Origin of the sequence: Nocardioides sp. GCM10030259, assembly GCF_042666375.1 — a bacterium.
Taxonomy (GTDB): domain Bacteria; phylum Actinomycetota; class Actinomycetes; order Propionibacteriales; family Nocardioidaceae; genus Nocardioides.
Window position 1 is genome coordinate 387,716 of record NZ_JBHTDF010000008.1, and the last position, 14,083, is coordinate 401,798.

The following is a 14,083-nucleotide window of genomic DNA, read 5'->3' on the forward strand; positions in this document are numbered from 1 at the left end:
GGTGCGGTGGCTGAGAAGGCGGCACCCGGCTCCGGCGTCGAGAACCTGCAGGTGCGGGGAGCCTCTCGACAAGCGCGTCGTGGGCGCCGCGCAGCGGTGGGGCGGCGAGCCGGTCAGCAGTCTGTGGCGGTGGCACTGCCACCGGTGTGGCGACGTCCGGGAGTAGTGCCACCGACCTCGCAGTGGCAGTTCAGCTGATCGAGCCCATGAACTCCAGAGCCTCGCCCGCGATCGTGGCCAGGTCGCCGACCTCCACGACCGGCACGACCTCCATGTCGAACCACGTGCCGAAGATGGCCATGTCGCGCACGATGGCGTTGACGTCGTCCGTCGTGACGACGGCGTACCCGCCCTTGGCGTCGACGCGGCCCAGGAACTGCTCGAACGTGGCGTTCTCCGACGGCGTCCACTTGCCGAAGACCTGGAGCGAGCGGGCAGCCTCTGCCTCGCCCACGGTGGGCTTCTGGATCCACGAGATGACGTACTTCATGCTGACCTCCTGACTAGATCCCCATGACGGGTGAAGAGGCGAGCGTCGCTCGGCGACACCGTCCACCCGAGATCATCGACAGGTGCGGTGGAGTCGACCTCGTTGCCTGCGACCGTACGCCGCCCGGCGCGACCGCGACATTCCCGAACCGGGTGGTTTCCGCCGCTGCCCGGTAGTCTGGGAGCAACGGTCGGCCAACGACCGCCGGACGAGGGAGCCGTACCCGGAGCGCGACAAGACGGCCACTGAGGAGTGGTCATGACGTGGCTCGTGCTCGTTGTCTCGGGTGTCCTGGAAGCCGTATGGGCGATCGCCCTCGCGAAGACCGAGGGCTTCACCCGCCTGACGCCGTCGATCGTCTTCGCCGTCGCCATCACCGCCAGCATGGGCGGGCTCGCGGTCGCGATGCGCACCCTGCCCGTCGGCACGGCGTACGCCGTCTGGGTCGGCATCGGCGCTGCGCTGACCGTCGGCTACGGCATGGTCACCGGCGACGAGGCCGTCAGCGTCGTCAAGGTGTTGCTCCTGCTGGGTCTCGTCGGCTGCGTGGTCGGCTTGAAGCTGACCCACTAGGCGGAGGGCGCCGGTGCGCCGGACGCGAAGGAGTGGGCGACCCGGTAGCCGAGACGTCGGTAGATCGCGAGAGCGGGGTCGTTGTCGTCGTTCACGCTCAGGGTCGCGACGCCGGAGCCACGACTCAGTGCGAGCCGGGTGAGACCTGTCGAGATGACGCGCCCGCGGCCTCCGCCGGCGTAGTCCGGCAGCACCGTGACCCCGCGCAGGTGTCCGGTGCCGTCGGACTGGCGGAGCAGCGCCCCGACGCCGACGAGGCGCTTGCCGTCGCGAACGCCGAGCCAGGTCTCGACCCCGGGAGTGTCCGGTCGCGCGAAGGAGTCCGGGTTGGCCGCGTCGAGGATCGCGTCGATCGCGGCAGCCGAGGTGACCTCCTCGACCTGCTCGTCGGAGCGGCGGGGCATGGTGCGGGTCCACATCCAGTGCCAGTGCTCGGTGGTGGGCGAGCGCCACGAGTCGGGCAGGGCCCTGCGGGAGGCGTGCTCGATCGTGAAGCGCCAGGGGGTGTCGATCTCCCGACCGACGGTGGCGAGCAGCGGGTCGAGATCGATGGCGGGGCCGACGCCCGTGACCACCGACAAGTGGGCCGGGTCGCCGGGTCGGTTGCGGGCGCCGTCGATGACAGCTGCGCTGCCGGAGATCCAGACCCGGCGGGTGGTGTCCGGGTCGGCATGGTGGCGAAGGAACGGTGATGCGTGGGCCCTGAAGGTCTCGACGTGGAGTTCGCGCACCGCCACATTCTCGGCGCGGACCCTCGGACTCCGTCTTCAGGGGTCAGGCGGCCAGCTCGGCCCATGCGGTGTCGGCGTCGGGCATGGTGGCGATCTCGTCGCGGACATGCTCGGCCGCTGCGCGAAACGCCGGGTCGCTCGCCACGTCCGCGACGGCGGCCGCGATCGACTCGACGGCGTAGTCCTCGGGAGCGACGAGCAGACCGGCGCCGGCACGGACCAGGAGTGCGGCGTTCTCCGGTTGGTCGGTCCCGCGGGGCAGGGCGACCTGGGGTACGCCGTGCGCGAGGCCGCCGAGCATCGTGCCTGACCCGCTGTGGGAGACCAGCAGGCTGGCCCTTTCGAGCACTGCGGTCTGGGGGACGAACTCGACGACGACGGCGTTCGCCGGCAGCGGCCCCAGCTCGCTCGGGTCGATCGGACGACCCGTGGTGGCCACGACGACCCCGTCGTACCCGGCGAGGGCACGAAGTCCGGTGCTGAAGTCGGCGGCGTCGGCGTTCTTGACGGTGCCGAGGGTGAAGTAGGCGACGTGGTCCTCCGTCGCCAGGACCTCGGCGACGCGAGGTGGGACCGGGCCACCCTCGCCGGCGTCCGCTCGCAACGGGACCGTGGCATCCCAGGGGCGGGGCCCATCGGGCTGCAGCGAGGGAGGGCAGAGGTCGACGGCCCGCTCCGCGGAGAGCTGCCCCCACAGTTCCGGCTGTCCGATGGCGGTGCCTGCCGCGCCGATGAGCGGAGCGTAGAACGGGAACATCGGTCCGATGCCGTGCACGACGCCCGGTACCCCGAGCCTGCTGGCCAGCATCGAGCCCGCGGGCTCCAGGACCTCGTGGACGACGATGTCGGGCCGCCACCGCGAGGCCAGGTCGACCAGGTCCTCGAGCCGGGCCAGGGCGGGGGTGCCGAACAGCGCCACCACACCGTCCATCATCTTCTGCTCCTCCGAGAGGCTGGGATCCGCCCACACTGCGTTGTGGGCGGACCACACGGACTCCCAGGTCGGGCCCACCGCGTGGACGTCCAACCCGCGAGCAGCCAACGGGCCCGTCAGGTCCGGACCCGTGGCGACCCGCACGTCGTTGCCGGCGCGCGCTGCCGCACGCATCAGGGGCAGCATCGGCAGGGCGTGCCCATACGCGGGGCACGAGGTGAAGAGCACCCTGGCCATGCCTACCAATCTGACACCTGGCCCGCCCGCCGTACATCGGCTATCCGGGGCCGCCCACACGCCATGGCGTGGGACCATCCAGCGTGGGTGCCAAGGAGATGAGGACCGAGCGGCTGCGGTTGACCCGGCCCATGGCGACCGACTCTGCGGGAGTGTTCGCGATCCTCGGAGACCCGCGCACCGTCGAGCACAACCCGTCCGACCGGCTCCAGGATCGCGGCGATGCGGCTGACCTGGTGGCCCGGTGGATCCGCCACTGGGACGAGCACGGCTTCGGCTACTGGTGCGTCCGCGAGTCCGGTTCGGACCGCATCATCGGCTATGCCGGCGCGAAGCGGATGCTGATCCATGAACGCCCGGTGTTGAACCTGGTCTATCGCTTCGTGCCGGAGGTATGGGGACGGGGCTTCGCCAGCGAGGCCGCCACAGCCGTCGTGTCGAGGTCTCAGGACGAGATGCCGGCGGAGACGATCGTGGCACGCGTGCGGCCCGCCAACCGGTCCAGCCAGAACGTGGCGCTGAAGGCCGGACTACGACGTGATGCCGCGATGGACTGCCAGGGCGAGGACGGCCTCGACTGGGCCTTCACGAATCGCGAGATCCATTGACGCCGATCCGAGGCGACGGGCGGCTCAGTCCTGCCACCAGTCGATGACCGACTGCCCAGCGTCGGAGGCGAGGAACACGGCGAACGTGGCCACGGAGACAAGCGCGACGAGGTGCAGTCGTCGCGTTGTCGCGTCGAGGTCACCGCGACGCCACAACGCGACACAGCTCGCGCACCCTGCGAGGCCGGCGGCGGTCGGGGCGAGTACCAGCGCCAACGGCCCGCCGAGGCTCCACAGCCAGTCCAGACCTGCGGGCGGTGCGAAGTCGACGACGGCGTAGGGGAGCACGACGAGCACCGCAAACCCCAGGACGGCCACGGCCACCGTGCTCAGCACCAGCCGCGCGTCCGACCTCCCTGCGCGGTCACGGGCGCCGGCGGGCGGCCGGGTCGCGATCGTCATGGACAGAGCATGACCGGGCTGACCTTGCCCCACAATGGCGAACGTTCATGGAGCGCGCTGCGATCGCCGCCTACGTCGTCGTCGGCGTCGTCCTCCTCGTCCGCCGCCACCACATCGAGCCTCCCGACGTCGGCACGACCACGAGCACCCTCCCCGACCCTGCTGTTTGACGACGTCTGCGGTCGAGTGTCCGCAAGCCGAACCGACCCCGAGCACCCCGACGACGACCTCCTCGCCGAGTCGGGGCGCAAATCGCCCCTGTCCGTGGACCTGAGAGCAGTACTAGGTTCCGTAGTAGCGCCGACGTGGTGCTGAGGAGGCGAGCGGGGCGGTCATTGCGAAGCTCGGTAGCGATCCTCATCCTGCGCGCCCATCAACTGATGGGAGAGCCCAATGAAACGGATGACGAGAACGACGGTTGTCATCGCTGCCGCCGCAGCTTGCGTGTTGAGCCTCGGGAGTGCAACGGCCTCTGCAGTCGACGGCGACTGGAACTCAGCCGGCGGCAATCGGGAGAACACCCGGTTCCAGGCGAGCGAGACGACCTTGAGCGTGAGCAACGTCGACGACCTCGAGGTGAAGTGGGAGTTCACGACCGGTGGCGACGTCTCGGCGACGCCGGCAGTGGTGGACGGGACGGTCTACTTCCCTGACCGGGCCGGCAACCTGTACGCCCTCGACAAGTGGACCGGCCAGCAGCGGTGGAAGTCCAGCATCGCGGCCGCCAGCGGAGTGCCGGGCGACTACGCCAGGGCCACACCCGCGATCGCCGGAAACAAGGTGATCATCGGAACGCAGGGCCCGTTCGGAGGCGGCGGGAAGGTTCTCGCCTTCGACAAGAGCACCGGAGCGCTGCTCTGGCGCACGACCCTGGACAACCATCCGGCCGCGATCATCACCCAGTCGGCAACGGTGTTCGGCAACCGGGTCTACGTCGGTACGTCGTCGCTCGAAGAGACCTTCGCGCTCCTGCCCGGCTACGACTGCTGCAGCTTCCGGGGCAGGTTCGCAGCACTCGACCTGAACACGGGCGCCGTCGTCTGGGAGCTCAGGACCGCACCGGTGGGCTTCCCCGGCAACGCCGTGTGGGGCAGCTCGCCCGCGATCGACTCCAAGCGCGGCCAGGTGTACATCGCCACCGGGAACAACTACGACGCTCCGCCGGAGACACTCCAGTGCGTCGCCGCTGCAGGCAACGACCCCGCGGCGCAGAGGGCGTGCCTGCCCGCCGACAACTACTTCGACTCGGTCATGGCGCTGGACATGAAGACGGGCGCCATCCGGTGGATCACCGAGGCCCTGGGCTTCGACGCCTGGACCGTGGACTGCATCCCGTTCATCGGCGAGGGGACGAACTGCCCAGAGCCGGCCGGGCCCGACTTCGACTTCGGTCAGGCCCCGGCCCTGTTCTCGGTCACCGTCGGCGGCAAGAAGCGCGACGTGGTGGGGGCCGGCCAGAAGAGTGGCCAGTACTGGGCGCTCAACCCGGACACCGGCGCCGTCCTCTGGAGGACCCAGGCCGGTCCGGGCGGGACCGCAGGCGGCCTGCAGTGGGGCTCGGCAGTCGACGGCCAGCGTGTGTACACGACTAACGCCAACAGCAACGGCGTCCCGTGGACACTGCCCAACGGCACGACGACCACGGACGGTGTGATCAGTGGGATCGATGCCGTCACCGGCCAGCTGCTGTGGCAGACGCCACCGCCGTTCGGTGGTGTGCCGTTCGGAGGTGGAACCTCCGGTCCGGCGACGACCGCGAACGGTGTGGTCTTCGCCTGCGCGCTGGATCCCGCCGGGCACATGTACGCCCTGGACGGCGCCACGGGAGCGATCCTCTGGACCTACGCCAGCGGTGGCTCGTGCCTGTCCGGAGCCGCGATCTCCGAGGGGCGGCTGTACTGGGGATCGGGCTACGGCTTCTTCGGTACGCCGAACAACAAGCTCTACTCGTTCGGCCTGCCCGGCTGACCAACGCTGAGTCGCGGCGCGACCTCGCGCCGCGACTCAGCCCGGAGCAGCCAGCAGCCCGAGGCTCAGCAGCAGCTTGTCCCGCGGGTCGGAGAGCGACCGTCCGGTGAGCTCCTCGATCTGCTTGGCGCGGTAGATGACCGTGTTGCGGTGGCAGTACAGCGCCTCGGCGGCGTGCTTGGCGGAGCCGTCGTGCTCGAGGAGGGCGGCGAGGGTCTGGCGGAGGGTGTCGGCGACGTGCGGGGGCTGGGCGAGGATCGGGGCGACGGTCTCGCGGACGAGGAGGGCGGCGACCTCGGGGTTGCCGGCGAGCAGCACCTCGGGCAGGCGCTGGCTGACCGCGACGGCTGCGCGCGTGCCGACCGGCACCGTGTCGGTGGCACGGGCCGCGAGCTGGAAGGCGGTGGCGAAGCCGGCCATGCCGTCGGGTGACGACGCGACCGCGGCGCGGCCGGTGGCGAGCGGCGCAAGCAGGGTGACCAGGTCGGCGTCGCGCGGGAGGTGGTCGCCGGCGAGGAGGCCGAAGTAGAGCCCGCCGCGGACGTGCCAGTGCGAGACGAGGCCGTGCCGCTCGAGGCGGTCGGTCGGGGTGATCAGGGGTTCGTCCAACGAGCCGTCGTACGGCGCCACCACGCACGCGACCGCCATCTCGGGGCCGATGCCGAGCACCTCGCGGGCCTCGGTCGCGAAGTCCGGGTCGGCGCCGCGGCCCTCGACCAGCGCGTCGAGGGTGCTCTGCTGCCGGTGCAGGTCGCGGCGCTGGAGGCGCACGCTCTCGCGGCGGTAGGCCTCGATGAAGACGGCGTTCTGCACGTCGAGCGCCGACCAGACCCGCTGGCCGGCGACGAGCAGCACCTGCTCGTCGACGTTGTCGTGCGCGCCCTGCGCGAGCAGCGCCTCCCACAGCACGCGGGTGCCGAGCGTGTAGGCGTTCAGCACGAGCTCCATCGGGATCCCCTGCCGCGCCCGCCGCCTCCCGGTCTCCCGCCAGAGCTCCGCGGTCTGGTGGGTGGAGTTGGGGACGCCGGCCATCGCCTCGATGCCCCGCCGGATGTGGTCGCGGGTGCTCGCCCGCACGTCGACCTGGAACTCCGGTCCCGTCCGCTCGTAGAGCTCCGCGTCCTTCTCGAGCAGGGACAGGCAGATGTCGTCGGCGATGGCGTCGGCCTGACCGAGCAGCGACATCCACGCCTCCGCAACCCTGGCCTCGAGGGCAGGCGCCACCTCCCCGGCGAACGGACGCATGCGGGCACCTTCGCACCCGGAGCACAAATCGCGCTACCACCGGGGGCATAACGTGGCGCTCCGCCCGACAGTCGCTGTGCCCGGCGCCCAATGCGCTTCCTGTGCGCTCCGACCAAGGTGGTGCCCGTCACAGTCCCGGGATGTGAGGAGGATCGATGGCCGGCGCCGTCTTCTCGATGCGGGACGTGACAGTCACCTTCGGCGGCCTCACCGCGCTCTCCGGCGTCTCCCTGACCGCGCAGCCGCGGCAGGTGCTCGGCGTGATCGGTCCCAACGGCGCGGGCAAGACGACCCTCTTCAACGTCGCCTGCGGCTTCGTCGCCCCCGACTCCGGCACGCTCAGCTGGCGCGGTGAGCAGCTCCACCGCCTCCGCCCGCACGACCTCGCCGGGCTGGGCATCGCGCGCACCCTCCAGGGGCTCGGCCTCTTCGACCGGATGACCGTGCTCGACAACGTGCTGGCCGGCGCCGACCACACCGGTCGGGCCGGCTTCTGGTCCGGCCTGCTCGGCGTACGCCGCTCCTCGCGCGACGAGGCGGACCTCCGCGACCGCGCCCTCGCGGCGCTGGACGAGCTCGGCGTCGCGGCGTACGCCGGCCGCTACCCCGCCAGCCTCCCCTACGCCCTCCGCAAGAAGGTCGCGCTCGCCCGCGCCCTGGTCGCCGAGCCCGAGCTGCTGCTGCTCGACGAGCCGGCCAGCGGGCTCTCCGACGAGGAGATGGCCGACCTCGGCGAGCGCCTGCGCGGCCTCACCGACCGGATGGCGGTGATGCTCGTCGAGCACCACATGGACCTGGTGATGTCGGTCTGCGACGACCTCGTCGTCCTCGACTTCGGCCGGGTGATCGCGACCGGCAGCCCCGCCGACGTCCGCGACGACCCCGCTGTGCGCGCCGCCTACCTCGGCGAGGCCGTCGAGGCGGAGCCGACCCGGACCACGGGAGCCTGACGTGCTCGAGGTCCACCAGCTCTCGACGTCGTACGGCGCGGTGCGGGCGCTGCGCGACGTCTCCTTCACCGCACCCACGGGCGAGGTGACCGCCGTCCTCGGCGCCAACGGCGCGGGCAAGACGACCCTGCTGCGCACGATCACCGGCCTGGTGCGGGCGCAGTCCGGCGGCGCGACGTACGACGGTCGCGAGCTGACCCGCACCGCCCCCGAGCTGATGCCGGGCCTCGGCATCGCCCACGTGCCCGAGGGCCGCGGCGTGATCACCGAGCTCACCGTCGAGGAGAACCTCCGCCTCGGCGGGCTCGGTCGCGGTCGCGGCCGGGTCCGCCCCGAGGAGCTGCAGAACGTCTACGACCTCTTCCCCGTCCTCGCCGACCGGCGCAACGCCCTCGCCCACACGCTGTCCGGTGGCGAGCGCCAGATGCTCGTGCTCGGCCGCGCCCTGATGGCCGACCCGAAGATGCTGCTGCTCGACGAGCCCTCGCTCGGCCTCGCGCCGCGCATCGTCGCGCAGCTCTTCGAGCTCGTGCAGTCCCTGGTCGCCGAGCAGGGGCTGACCGTGCTGCTCGTCGAGCAGAACGCCCGCAGCGCCCTGTCCATCGCCCACCGCGGCGTCGTGCTCAGCCTCGGCAAGGTCGTCGTCGACGAGCGCGCCGAGGTGCTGGCGGGCGACGACCAGCTCCGCCACGCCTACCTCGGCTTCTGACGGGAGGAGACCCGTGCAGCAGTTCGTCAACACCGTGCTCGGCGGCCTGACGCTCGGCATGGTGTACGCCGCGTTCGCGCTGGCCCTGGTGCTGATCTGGCGGTCGACGCGCATCGTGAACTTCGCCCAGGCACCGATGGCGATGGTCACGACGTTCATCGCCCTGCAGATCATCGAGGCCGGCCACTCCTGGTGGCTCGGGTTCGTCGCCGCCCTGCTGGCGGGCCTGGTGCTGGGCGCGGTCATCGAGCGCCTGCTGATCCGTCCGGTCGAGGGGAAGGCCGAGATCAACGCGGTCATCCTCACCCTCGGCCTGTTCATCGTGATCCACGCGCTGGCGTCGGTGATCTTCGGCAATCGCTACCGGTCGTTCCCGGCCGCGTTCGGCGTCCGCGGCATCGAGGTCGGCGACACGACGATCGCCCTGACCGGCTTCGGGATCTTCACGATCGTCGCTGTGCTCGTCGTGATGGGCCTGCTGGTGCTGCTCTTCCGCTTCACCGACCTCGGCCTGCGGATGCGCGCCGCGGCGTTCAACCAGGAGGTGGCGCGCCTGCTCGGCGTACGCGTCGGCCGGATGCTCACCCTCGGCTGGGCCCTCGCCGCCCTGGTCGGATCGCTGGCCGGCATCCTCATCGCCGGCGGCAGCCTCGTGCACCCCGGCTACATGGACAGCGTGGTCGTCTACGGCTTCGTCGCCGCCGTCCTCGGCGGGCTCGACAGCCCCGGCGGCGCGGTCGTCGGCGGCCTGCTGCTCGGGCTGTCGCTGAGCCTGGTCTCCGGGTACGTCGGATCGCAGCTGGTCGCCCTCGCCGCCCTCGCGATCCTCATGGTGATCCTGCTGCTGCGGCCGCAAGGACTCTTCTCCCACGGGGCGGAGCGGCGCGTATGAGCCGCGCCATGACTCGAGCCAGGGCGCTGCTCCGCAGCCACCTCGTCGTCGCCGTCCTCGGCGTGGTCGCGGTCGTCGCCGTCCTCACGACCGTCGACGACTTCCGCGCCGTCCAGCTCACCCAGATGGCCTACCTCGGCATCGCCGCCGGCGGCCTCACCGTGCTCACCGGCCTCAACGGCCAGATCTCCCTCGGCCACGGCGCCCTGATGGCGGTCGGTGCCTACACCACCGCGCTGCTGCTCCAGGACGACGAGCCGATGCTCCCCCTGCTCGGCGTGCTCCTGCTCGCCACGCTGGTCACTCTCGCCGTCGGCGCCGCCATCGGCGTCGCCGCCGCCCGCCTGCACGGCCCCTACCTCGCCGGCGCGACGCTCGCCCTGGCCGTCGCCGTACCCGGCATCGCGCTCTACTTCGGCGAGACCCTCGGCGGCGAGCAGGGCCTGCGGGTGCGGGTGCCCGACGCCCCCGACTGGCTGCTCGACGTGGCGTTCTTCGTGACCGGGCAGGACCTCACGCCGAGCAAGTACGTCGCCTACATCGGCTGGTTCACCCTGGTCGTCGCGTACGTCGGGCTCGCCAACCTCTCCCGCAGCCGGGTCGGCCGCCGGTGGCGCGCCGTACGCGACGACGAGGTCGCCGCCGAGGTCGCCGGCATCCAGCTCGGCCGGGCGCGCGTCTCGGCGTTCGTCGTCAGCGCGGCGGCGGCCGGGGCGGCCGGCTTCGTGATGGCGATGTCGGTGCGGCTCGCCGCGCCGAGTGGGTTCACGCTGACGCTCAGCCTGACGCTGCTGACCGCCGTGGTGCTCGGCGGGCTCGGCAGCCTGACGGGCGCGCTGGTCGGCGCGGCGCTGCTGACGTTCCTCCCCGACGTCGTCACGGACGCCGGTGTCTCCGCCGGCCTCGACGACATCCGCGCCGCCGAGCTCGCCCCGCTCCTCTACGGGATCGTCATGGTCGCGGTCATCCTGCTCGCGCCCTCGGGGCTCGTCGGCAGCCTGCGCAGCGGCTGGCACCGGCTCGCCCACTCCACCACCTCGAAGGGAGACACCACATGAAGACACGGCGCAGGAGGCTGGCCGGCACGGCCAGCGTGCTCACCTCGTTGGTCCTGGTCGCCGCGTGCGGCGCCGGGGGGCGGGACGAGGACGACGGCGACGGAGGTGGTGGCGGCGCGTCGGACGTCGGCGTCACCGAGGACTCGATCAAGGTCGGCGGCACCTTCCCGCTGACCGGCGTGGCCGCCCCGGGCTACAGCGAGATCCCGACGGGCGCCCAGGCCTACTTCGACTTCGTCAACGCCAACGGCGGTGTCAACGGGCGGTCGATCGACTTCGAGGTCAAGGACGACGGCTACGACCCGACCAAGACCAGCAGCCTCACCAACGAGCTGGTGCTCAAGGACCAGGTGTTCGCGACCGTCGGCTCGCTCGGCACGCCCACCCACAGCGCGGTCGTGGACTTCCTCAACGACGAGGGCGTCCCCGACCTCTTCGTGTCGTCCGGCTCGCTCGGGTGGGGCGACAACCCGGAGGAGCGGCCGACGACGTTCGGCTGGCAGCCCGACTACGAGATCGAGGGCAAGATCATCGGACAGTACGTCGCCGAGAACATGCCCGACGCCAAGGTCGGCCTCTTCCTCCAGGACGACGACTTCGGCGCGGACGCCGAGAAGGGCGTGCGGCAGTTCCTCGACGAGCAGGTCGTCGAGGTGCAGCGCTACACCTCCGGCAACACCGACGTCGGCCCGCAGATCGCGGCGCTCCAGGCGGCGAAGCCCGACGTCGTGCTGTCGTTCACGACCCCGTCGTACACCGCCCTCGCGCAGCTCGTGTCGCTCAAGCTCGGCTTCAAGCCGCAGTGGTACGTCTCCAACGTCGGCTCCGACCCCGCGCTCGTCGGCTCGCTGCTCGAGACGTTCTCCGAGGGCGCCGTGAAGGGCAACGCGGCGGCGCTCGACGGCATCATGTCGTCGGAGTACATCCCCGGCGTCGACGCCCCCGACAACCCGTGGGTGCAGCTCTGGCAGCGGGTCTGGGACGAGCAGGGCAGCAAGGGCGAGCTCACCAACTACCGGATCTACGGCATGTCCTGGGCCTACACGTTCGTGCAGGCGCTCCAGGCCGCCGGCGAGGACCTGACCCGCGAGGGTCTCGTCGACGCGCTCCAGCAGGCCGGCGGAGAGTTCGAGGGGCCCAACTACGCGCCGTACCGGTACAGCGAGGACAGCCACCTCGGCATCTCCGGCCTGCAGCTCGTGGAGCTGAAGGGCGGCACCGGCGAGCCGCTCACCGAGGTCCTCACCACCGACATCGGCGACGCCGAGATCAGCGAGGACGACTCCGGCCAGTTCGACGACGCCCCGCCGGAGAGCGGCCTCCCCGAGGTCGAGGCGGTCGACTAGCAGCGGCGCCCGCGGACGTCATACGAATCGAGGCCTGCGGGACCTCCGTTCGTATGACGTCCGCGGACCGCTACCGGACGGCGATGATCGCGACCAGCAACAGGAACGCCCAGCCCCCGGTCAGCCGGTAGGCCGACCGGGGCAGCCACCGCACCGTCGAGCCGCCGAGCACGAGGAACGCCAGGGCACCGACCGGCGGCAGCATCCACACCAGCCAGAACCACGCCCATCGGGTGGCCAGGCGCGGCTCGGCGCCGAACTTCACCACCCACATGGCCCCGAGCTGCACGACGATCAGCAGCAGCGGCGCCCAGGTCGGGACGACCCAGCCGGCGATCGTGCCGTACGGGTCCTGGCCCGCGGTGATCTCGTACGACCCCTCGCGCTCGCCCGCCACGAGGATCGTCGCGCCGAGCACCGTCAGGCAGGCCAGCATCGCCCACGCCAGTCCACGGGCCACTCGCTCCAGCCGCTGCACGAACGCCGATCTCGGCGCCGCGATCACCGTCTCGCTCACAGCGGCTCCGTATGTCTAGTCGGCGCGTCGCGTCTCGAGGACGCGGAACCCCTTGGCGCTCGCGATCCGCTCCGTCGGCCAGCCCTGCTCCCCGAGCCAGCGCTGGAGGGAGTCGGCGCCGAGGTTCTTGCCGACCACCATCACGCCGCGGCCGCCGGGCGCGAGCCGGGGCAGCCAGGTGAGCAGCAGGTCGTGCAGGGCGGCCTTGCCGATCCGGATGGGCGGGTTCGACCAGATCTCGTCGTACTCGTCACCGGTCGGCACCTGCTCGGGGCGGCACGCGATGAAGCGGCCCTCGACGCCCATCGCCCGCGCGTTCTCGTTCGCCAGCGCGATCGCCCGGTCGTTGACGTCGACGGCGGTGATCGACGCCAGCGGGACGGCGGCGGCGATGGCCAGGCCGATCACGCCGTACCCGCAGCCCAGGTCGAGGAAGCGCCCCTGCGGTGGCGGCCCGGTCTCGCGGAAGAGCACCGCCGTCGCGTGGTCGAGGTGGCCGCGGCTGAAGACACCCGCACCGCTGACCAGCGTCAGCTCGCGCCCCCACACCTCACAGGTGAAGGTCTCGCGCTCGAACGGCACCGACGGATCGGCGCTGAAGTAGTGGTCCTGCTCGTCACTCACCGGCTACTCGCTTCGCTCGGGTCTGGTCGGCGCGCGCCGCCAGCTCGTCGTCGGCCGGGTACGCGACCTCCTCCAGCGTCAGCCCGTGCGCGTGCACGACCGCCACTGCCGGGTTTCGCTCCTCGGCGCTCAGGATCTGCCCGGCCCACTCGACCGGCTTCCGGCCCTCGCCGATCGCGATCAGGCAGCCGACCAGCGACCGCACCATGCTGTGGCAGAACGCATCGGCGACGACCGTGCCGACCAGCACGCCGGCCGCGTCGCGCTCCCACGACAGCCGCTCCAGCGTGCGGATCGTGGTCGCCCCCTCGCGCTGCTTGCAGAACGCCGCGAAGTCGTGGCGTCCCACCAGCAGCAGAGCCCCGGCATTCATCGCCCGCTCGCCGAGCGGCCGGGGCCACGCGAGCACGTGCTGCCGGGCGAGGGGGTCCACCGCGCCCGGGATGTCGGCGATCCGGTAGGCGTAGCGCCGCCACAGCGCACCGAAGCGGGCGTCGAACCCCGCCGGCGCCTCCGCGGCGCGGCGTACCCTGACGTCCGCGGGGAGGATGCCGTTGAGCCGCCGCACCAACGGCGCCGGTTCGATCGGCTCCGCGACGTCGAAGTGCACGACCTGCCCGCGCGCATGGACGCCGGCGTCGGTGCGACCGGCGCAGACCACCGACACCGCCTCGACCCGCAACAGCGTCGCGAGCGCGGCCTGGAGCTCACCCTGCACCGTCCGCAGCCGCGGCTGGGCCGCCCAGCCGTGGAACTCGGTGCCGTCGTAGGCGAGGTCGAGGCGGATGCGCACGACTCG

General features: G+C 71.7%; 18 protein-coding genes and 1 riboswitch. Of the genes, 9 read left to right on the plus strand and 9 right to left on the minus strand.

Translation table 11 applies throughout. From position 1 onward, the window contains the following. Nucleotides 1-190: 190 nt before the first annotated feature. On the minus strand, nt 191-490 hold the full coding sequence (locus tag ACFQQI_RS10465; RefSeq protein ID WP_378562010.1) for a DUF3303 domain-containing protein: 300 nt from the start codon (nt 488-490) through the stop codon (nt 191-193). Nucleotides 491-673: 183 nt separating this feature from the next. Then, nucleotides 674-737: riboswitch (guanidine-III (ykkC-III) riboswitch) on the plus strand. A gap of 11 nt (nt 738-748) precedes the next feature. Here ACFQQI_RS10465 and ACFQQI_RS10470 point away from each other — a divergent pair. Continuing rightward, a complete protein-coding gene (locus tag ACFQQI_RS10470; RefSeq protein WP_378562013.1) occupies nt 749-1,063 on the plus strand; it encodes a DMT family transporter in 315 nt (104 codons plus the stop codon). Here ACFQQI_RS10470 and ACFQQI_RS10475 read toward each other — a convergent pair. Next, a complete protein-coding gene (locus ACFQQI_RS10475; protein WP_378562016.1) occupies nt 1,060-1,794 on the minus strand; it encodes a GNAT family N-acetyltransferase in 735 nt (244 codons plus the stop codon). The two genes, ACFQQI_RS10470 and ACFQQI_RS10475, sit on opposite strands and share 4 nt — an antisense overlap. Before the next feature lie 43 nt (nt 1,795-1,837). After that, on the minus strand, nt 1,838-2,965 hold the full coding sequence (locus tag ACFQQI_RS10480) for a glycosyltransferase (protein ID WP_378562019.1): 1,128 nt from the start codon (nt 2,963-2,965) through the stop codon (nt 1,838-1,840). An 83-nt stretch (nt 2,966-3,048) separates the two neighbouring features. Here ACFQQI_RS10480 and ACFQQI_RS10485 point away from each other — a divergent pair, with 83 nt between their 5' ends. Further along, nucleotides 3,049-3,573, plus strand: coding sequence for a GNAT family N-acetyltransferase (locus ACFQQI_RS10485; RefSeq protein ID WP_378562022.1), 525 nt, complete (start codon nt 3,049-3,051; stop codon nt 3,571-3,573). A gap of 24 nt (nt 3,574-3,597) precedes the next feature. On the opposite strand, the gene ACFQQI_RS10490 is transcribed toward ACFQQI_RS10485, so the two are convergent. Next, entirely contained in the window at nt 3,598-3,975 is a 378-nt protein-coding gene (locus tag ACFQQI_RS10490; protein WP_378562025.1) for a hypothetical protein, read from the minus strand. Between the two features lie 47 nt (nt 3,976-4,022). On the opposite strand from ACFQQI_RS10490, the gene ACFQQI_RS10495 reads away from it, so the two are divergent. Then, on the plus strand, nt 4,023-4,145 hold the full coding sequence (locus tag ACFQQI_RS10495) for a hypothetical protein (protein WP_378562028.1): 123 nt from the start codon (nt 4,023-4,025) through the stop codon (nt 4,143-4,145). A 162-nt stretch (nt 4,146-4,307) separates the two neighbouring features. On the opposite strand, the gene ACFQQI_RS10500 is transcribed toward ACFQQI_RS10495, so the two are convergent. After that, entirely contained in the window at nt 4,308-4,535 is a 228-nt protein-coding gene (locus tag ACFQQI_RS10500; RefSeq protein ID WP_378562031.1) for a hypothetical protein, read from the minus strand. Here ACFQQI_RS10500 and ACFQQI_RS10505 point away from each other — a divergent pair. Continuing rightward, the gene (locus ACFQQI_RS10505) at nt 4,528-5,943 is read left to right on the plus strand and encodes a PQQ-binding-like beta-propeller repeat protein (RefSeq protein ID WP_378562034.1); all 1,416 of its coding nucleotides are present in this window, start codon (nt 4,528-4,530) and stop codon (nt 5,941-5,943) included. The genes ACFQQI_RS10500 and ACFQQI_RS10505 overlap by 8 nt on opposite strands. 36 nt (nt 5,944-5,979) lie before the next feature. Here the strand turns inward: ACFQQI_RS10505 and ACFQQI_RS10510 are convergent, their stop codons facing one another. Then, nucleotides 5,980-7,188, minus strand: coding sequence for a PucR family transcriptional regulator (locus ACFQQI_RS10510; RefSeq protein ID WP_378562036.1), 1,209 nt, complete (start codon nt 7,186-7,188; stop codon nt 5,980-5,982). 155 nt (nt 7,189-7,343) lie between these two features. Here ACFQQI_RS10510 and ACFQQI_RS10515 point away from each other — a divergent pair, with 155 nt between their 5' ends. From ACFQQI_RS10515 to ACFQQI_RS10535, 5 genes are read left to right on the plus strand one after another with little or no spacing between them, the layout of a single operon-like run. Next, nucleotides 7,344-8,138 (plus strand): ABC transporter ATP-binding protein, encoded by a 795-nt coding sequence (locus ACFQQI_RS10515; RefSeq protein WP_378562038.1) that lies wholly within the window; start codon nt 7,344-7,346, stop codon nt 8,136-8,138. Nucleotide 8,139: 1 nt separating this feature from the next. Continuing rightward, nucleotides 8,140-8,847 carry an ABC transporter ATP-binding protein gene (locus ACFQQI_RS10520; protein ID WP_378562041.1) on the plus strand — a complete coding sequence of 236 codons (708 nt, stop codon included), beginning with the start codon at nt 8,140-8,142 and terminating at the stop codon, nt 8,845-8,847. Between the two features lie 13 nt (nt 8,848-8,860). Continuing rightward, nucleotides 8,861-9,739 carry a branched-chain amino acid ABC transporter permease gene (locus ACFQQI_RS10525; protein WP_378562043.1) on the plus strand — a complete coding sequence of 293 codons (879 nt, stop codon included), beginning with the start codon at nt 8,861-8,863 and terminating at the stop codon, nt 9,737-9,739. A gap of 8 nt (nt 9,740-9,747) precedes the next feature. Beyond that, nucleotides 9,748-10,797, plus strand: a complete 1,050-nt coding sequence (locus ACFQQI_RS10530; protein WP_378562045.1) for a branched-chain amino acid ABC transporter permease — start codon at nt 9,748-9,750, stop codon at nt 10,795-10,797. After that, nucleotides 10,794-12,143, plus strand: coding sequence for an ABC transporter substrate-binding protein (locus ACFQQI_RS10535; RefSeq protein WP_378562048.1), 1,350 nt, complete (start codon nt 10,794-10,796; stop codon nt 12,141-12,143). The genes ACFQQI_RS10530 and ACFQQI_RS10535 overlap by 4 nt, the downstream gene beginning before the upstream one ends. Nucleotides 12,144-12,213: 70 nt before the next feature. Here ACFQQI_RS10535 and ACFQQI_RS10540 read toward each other — a convergent pair whose 3' ends face one another. The 3 genes from ACFQQI_RS10540 to truA are packed head-to-tail and all read right to left on the minus strand — an operon-like array spanning nt 12,214 to nt 14,077. Beyond that, nucleotides 12,214-12,660 carry a hypothetical protein gene (locus ACFQQI_RS10540; protein ID WP_378562051.1) on the minus strand — a complete coding sequence of 149 codons (447 nt, stop codon included), beginning with the start codon at nt 12,658-12,660 and terminating at the stop codon, nt 12,214-12,216. A gap of 15 nt (nt 12,661-12,675) precedes the next feature. Then, a complete protein-coding gene (locus tag ACFQQI_RS10545) occupies nt 12,676-13,284 on the minus strand; it encodes a class I SAM-dependent methyltransferase (RefSeq protein ID WP_378562054.1) in 609 nt (202 codons plus the stop codon). Beyond that, nucleotides 13,277-14,077 carry a tRNA pseudouridine(38-40) synthase TruA gene (gene truA, locus ACFQQI_RS10550; protein ID WP_378562057.1) on the minus strand — a complete coding sequence of 267 codons (801 nt, stop codon included), beginning with the start codon at nt 14,075-14,077 and terminating at the stop codon, nt 13,277-13,279. Before truA ends, ACFQQI_RS10545 begins: the two co-directional genes overlap by 8 nt. Between the last annotated feature and the right edge of the window lie 6 nt (nt 14,078-14,083).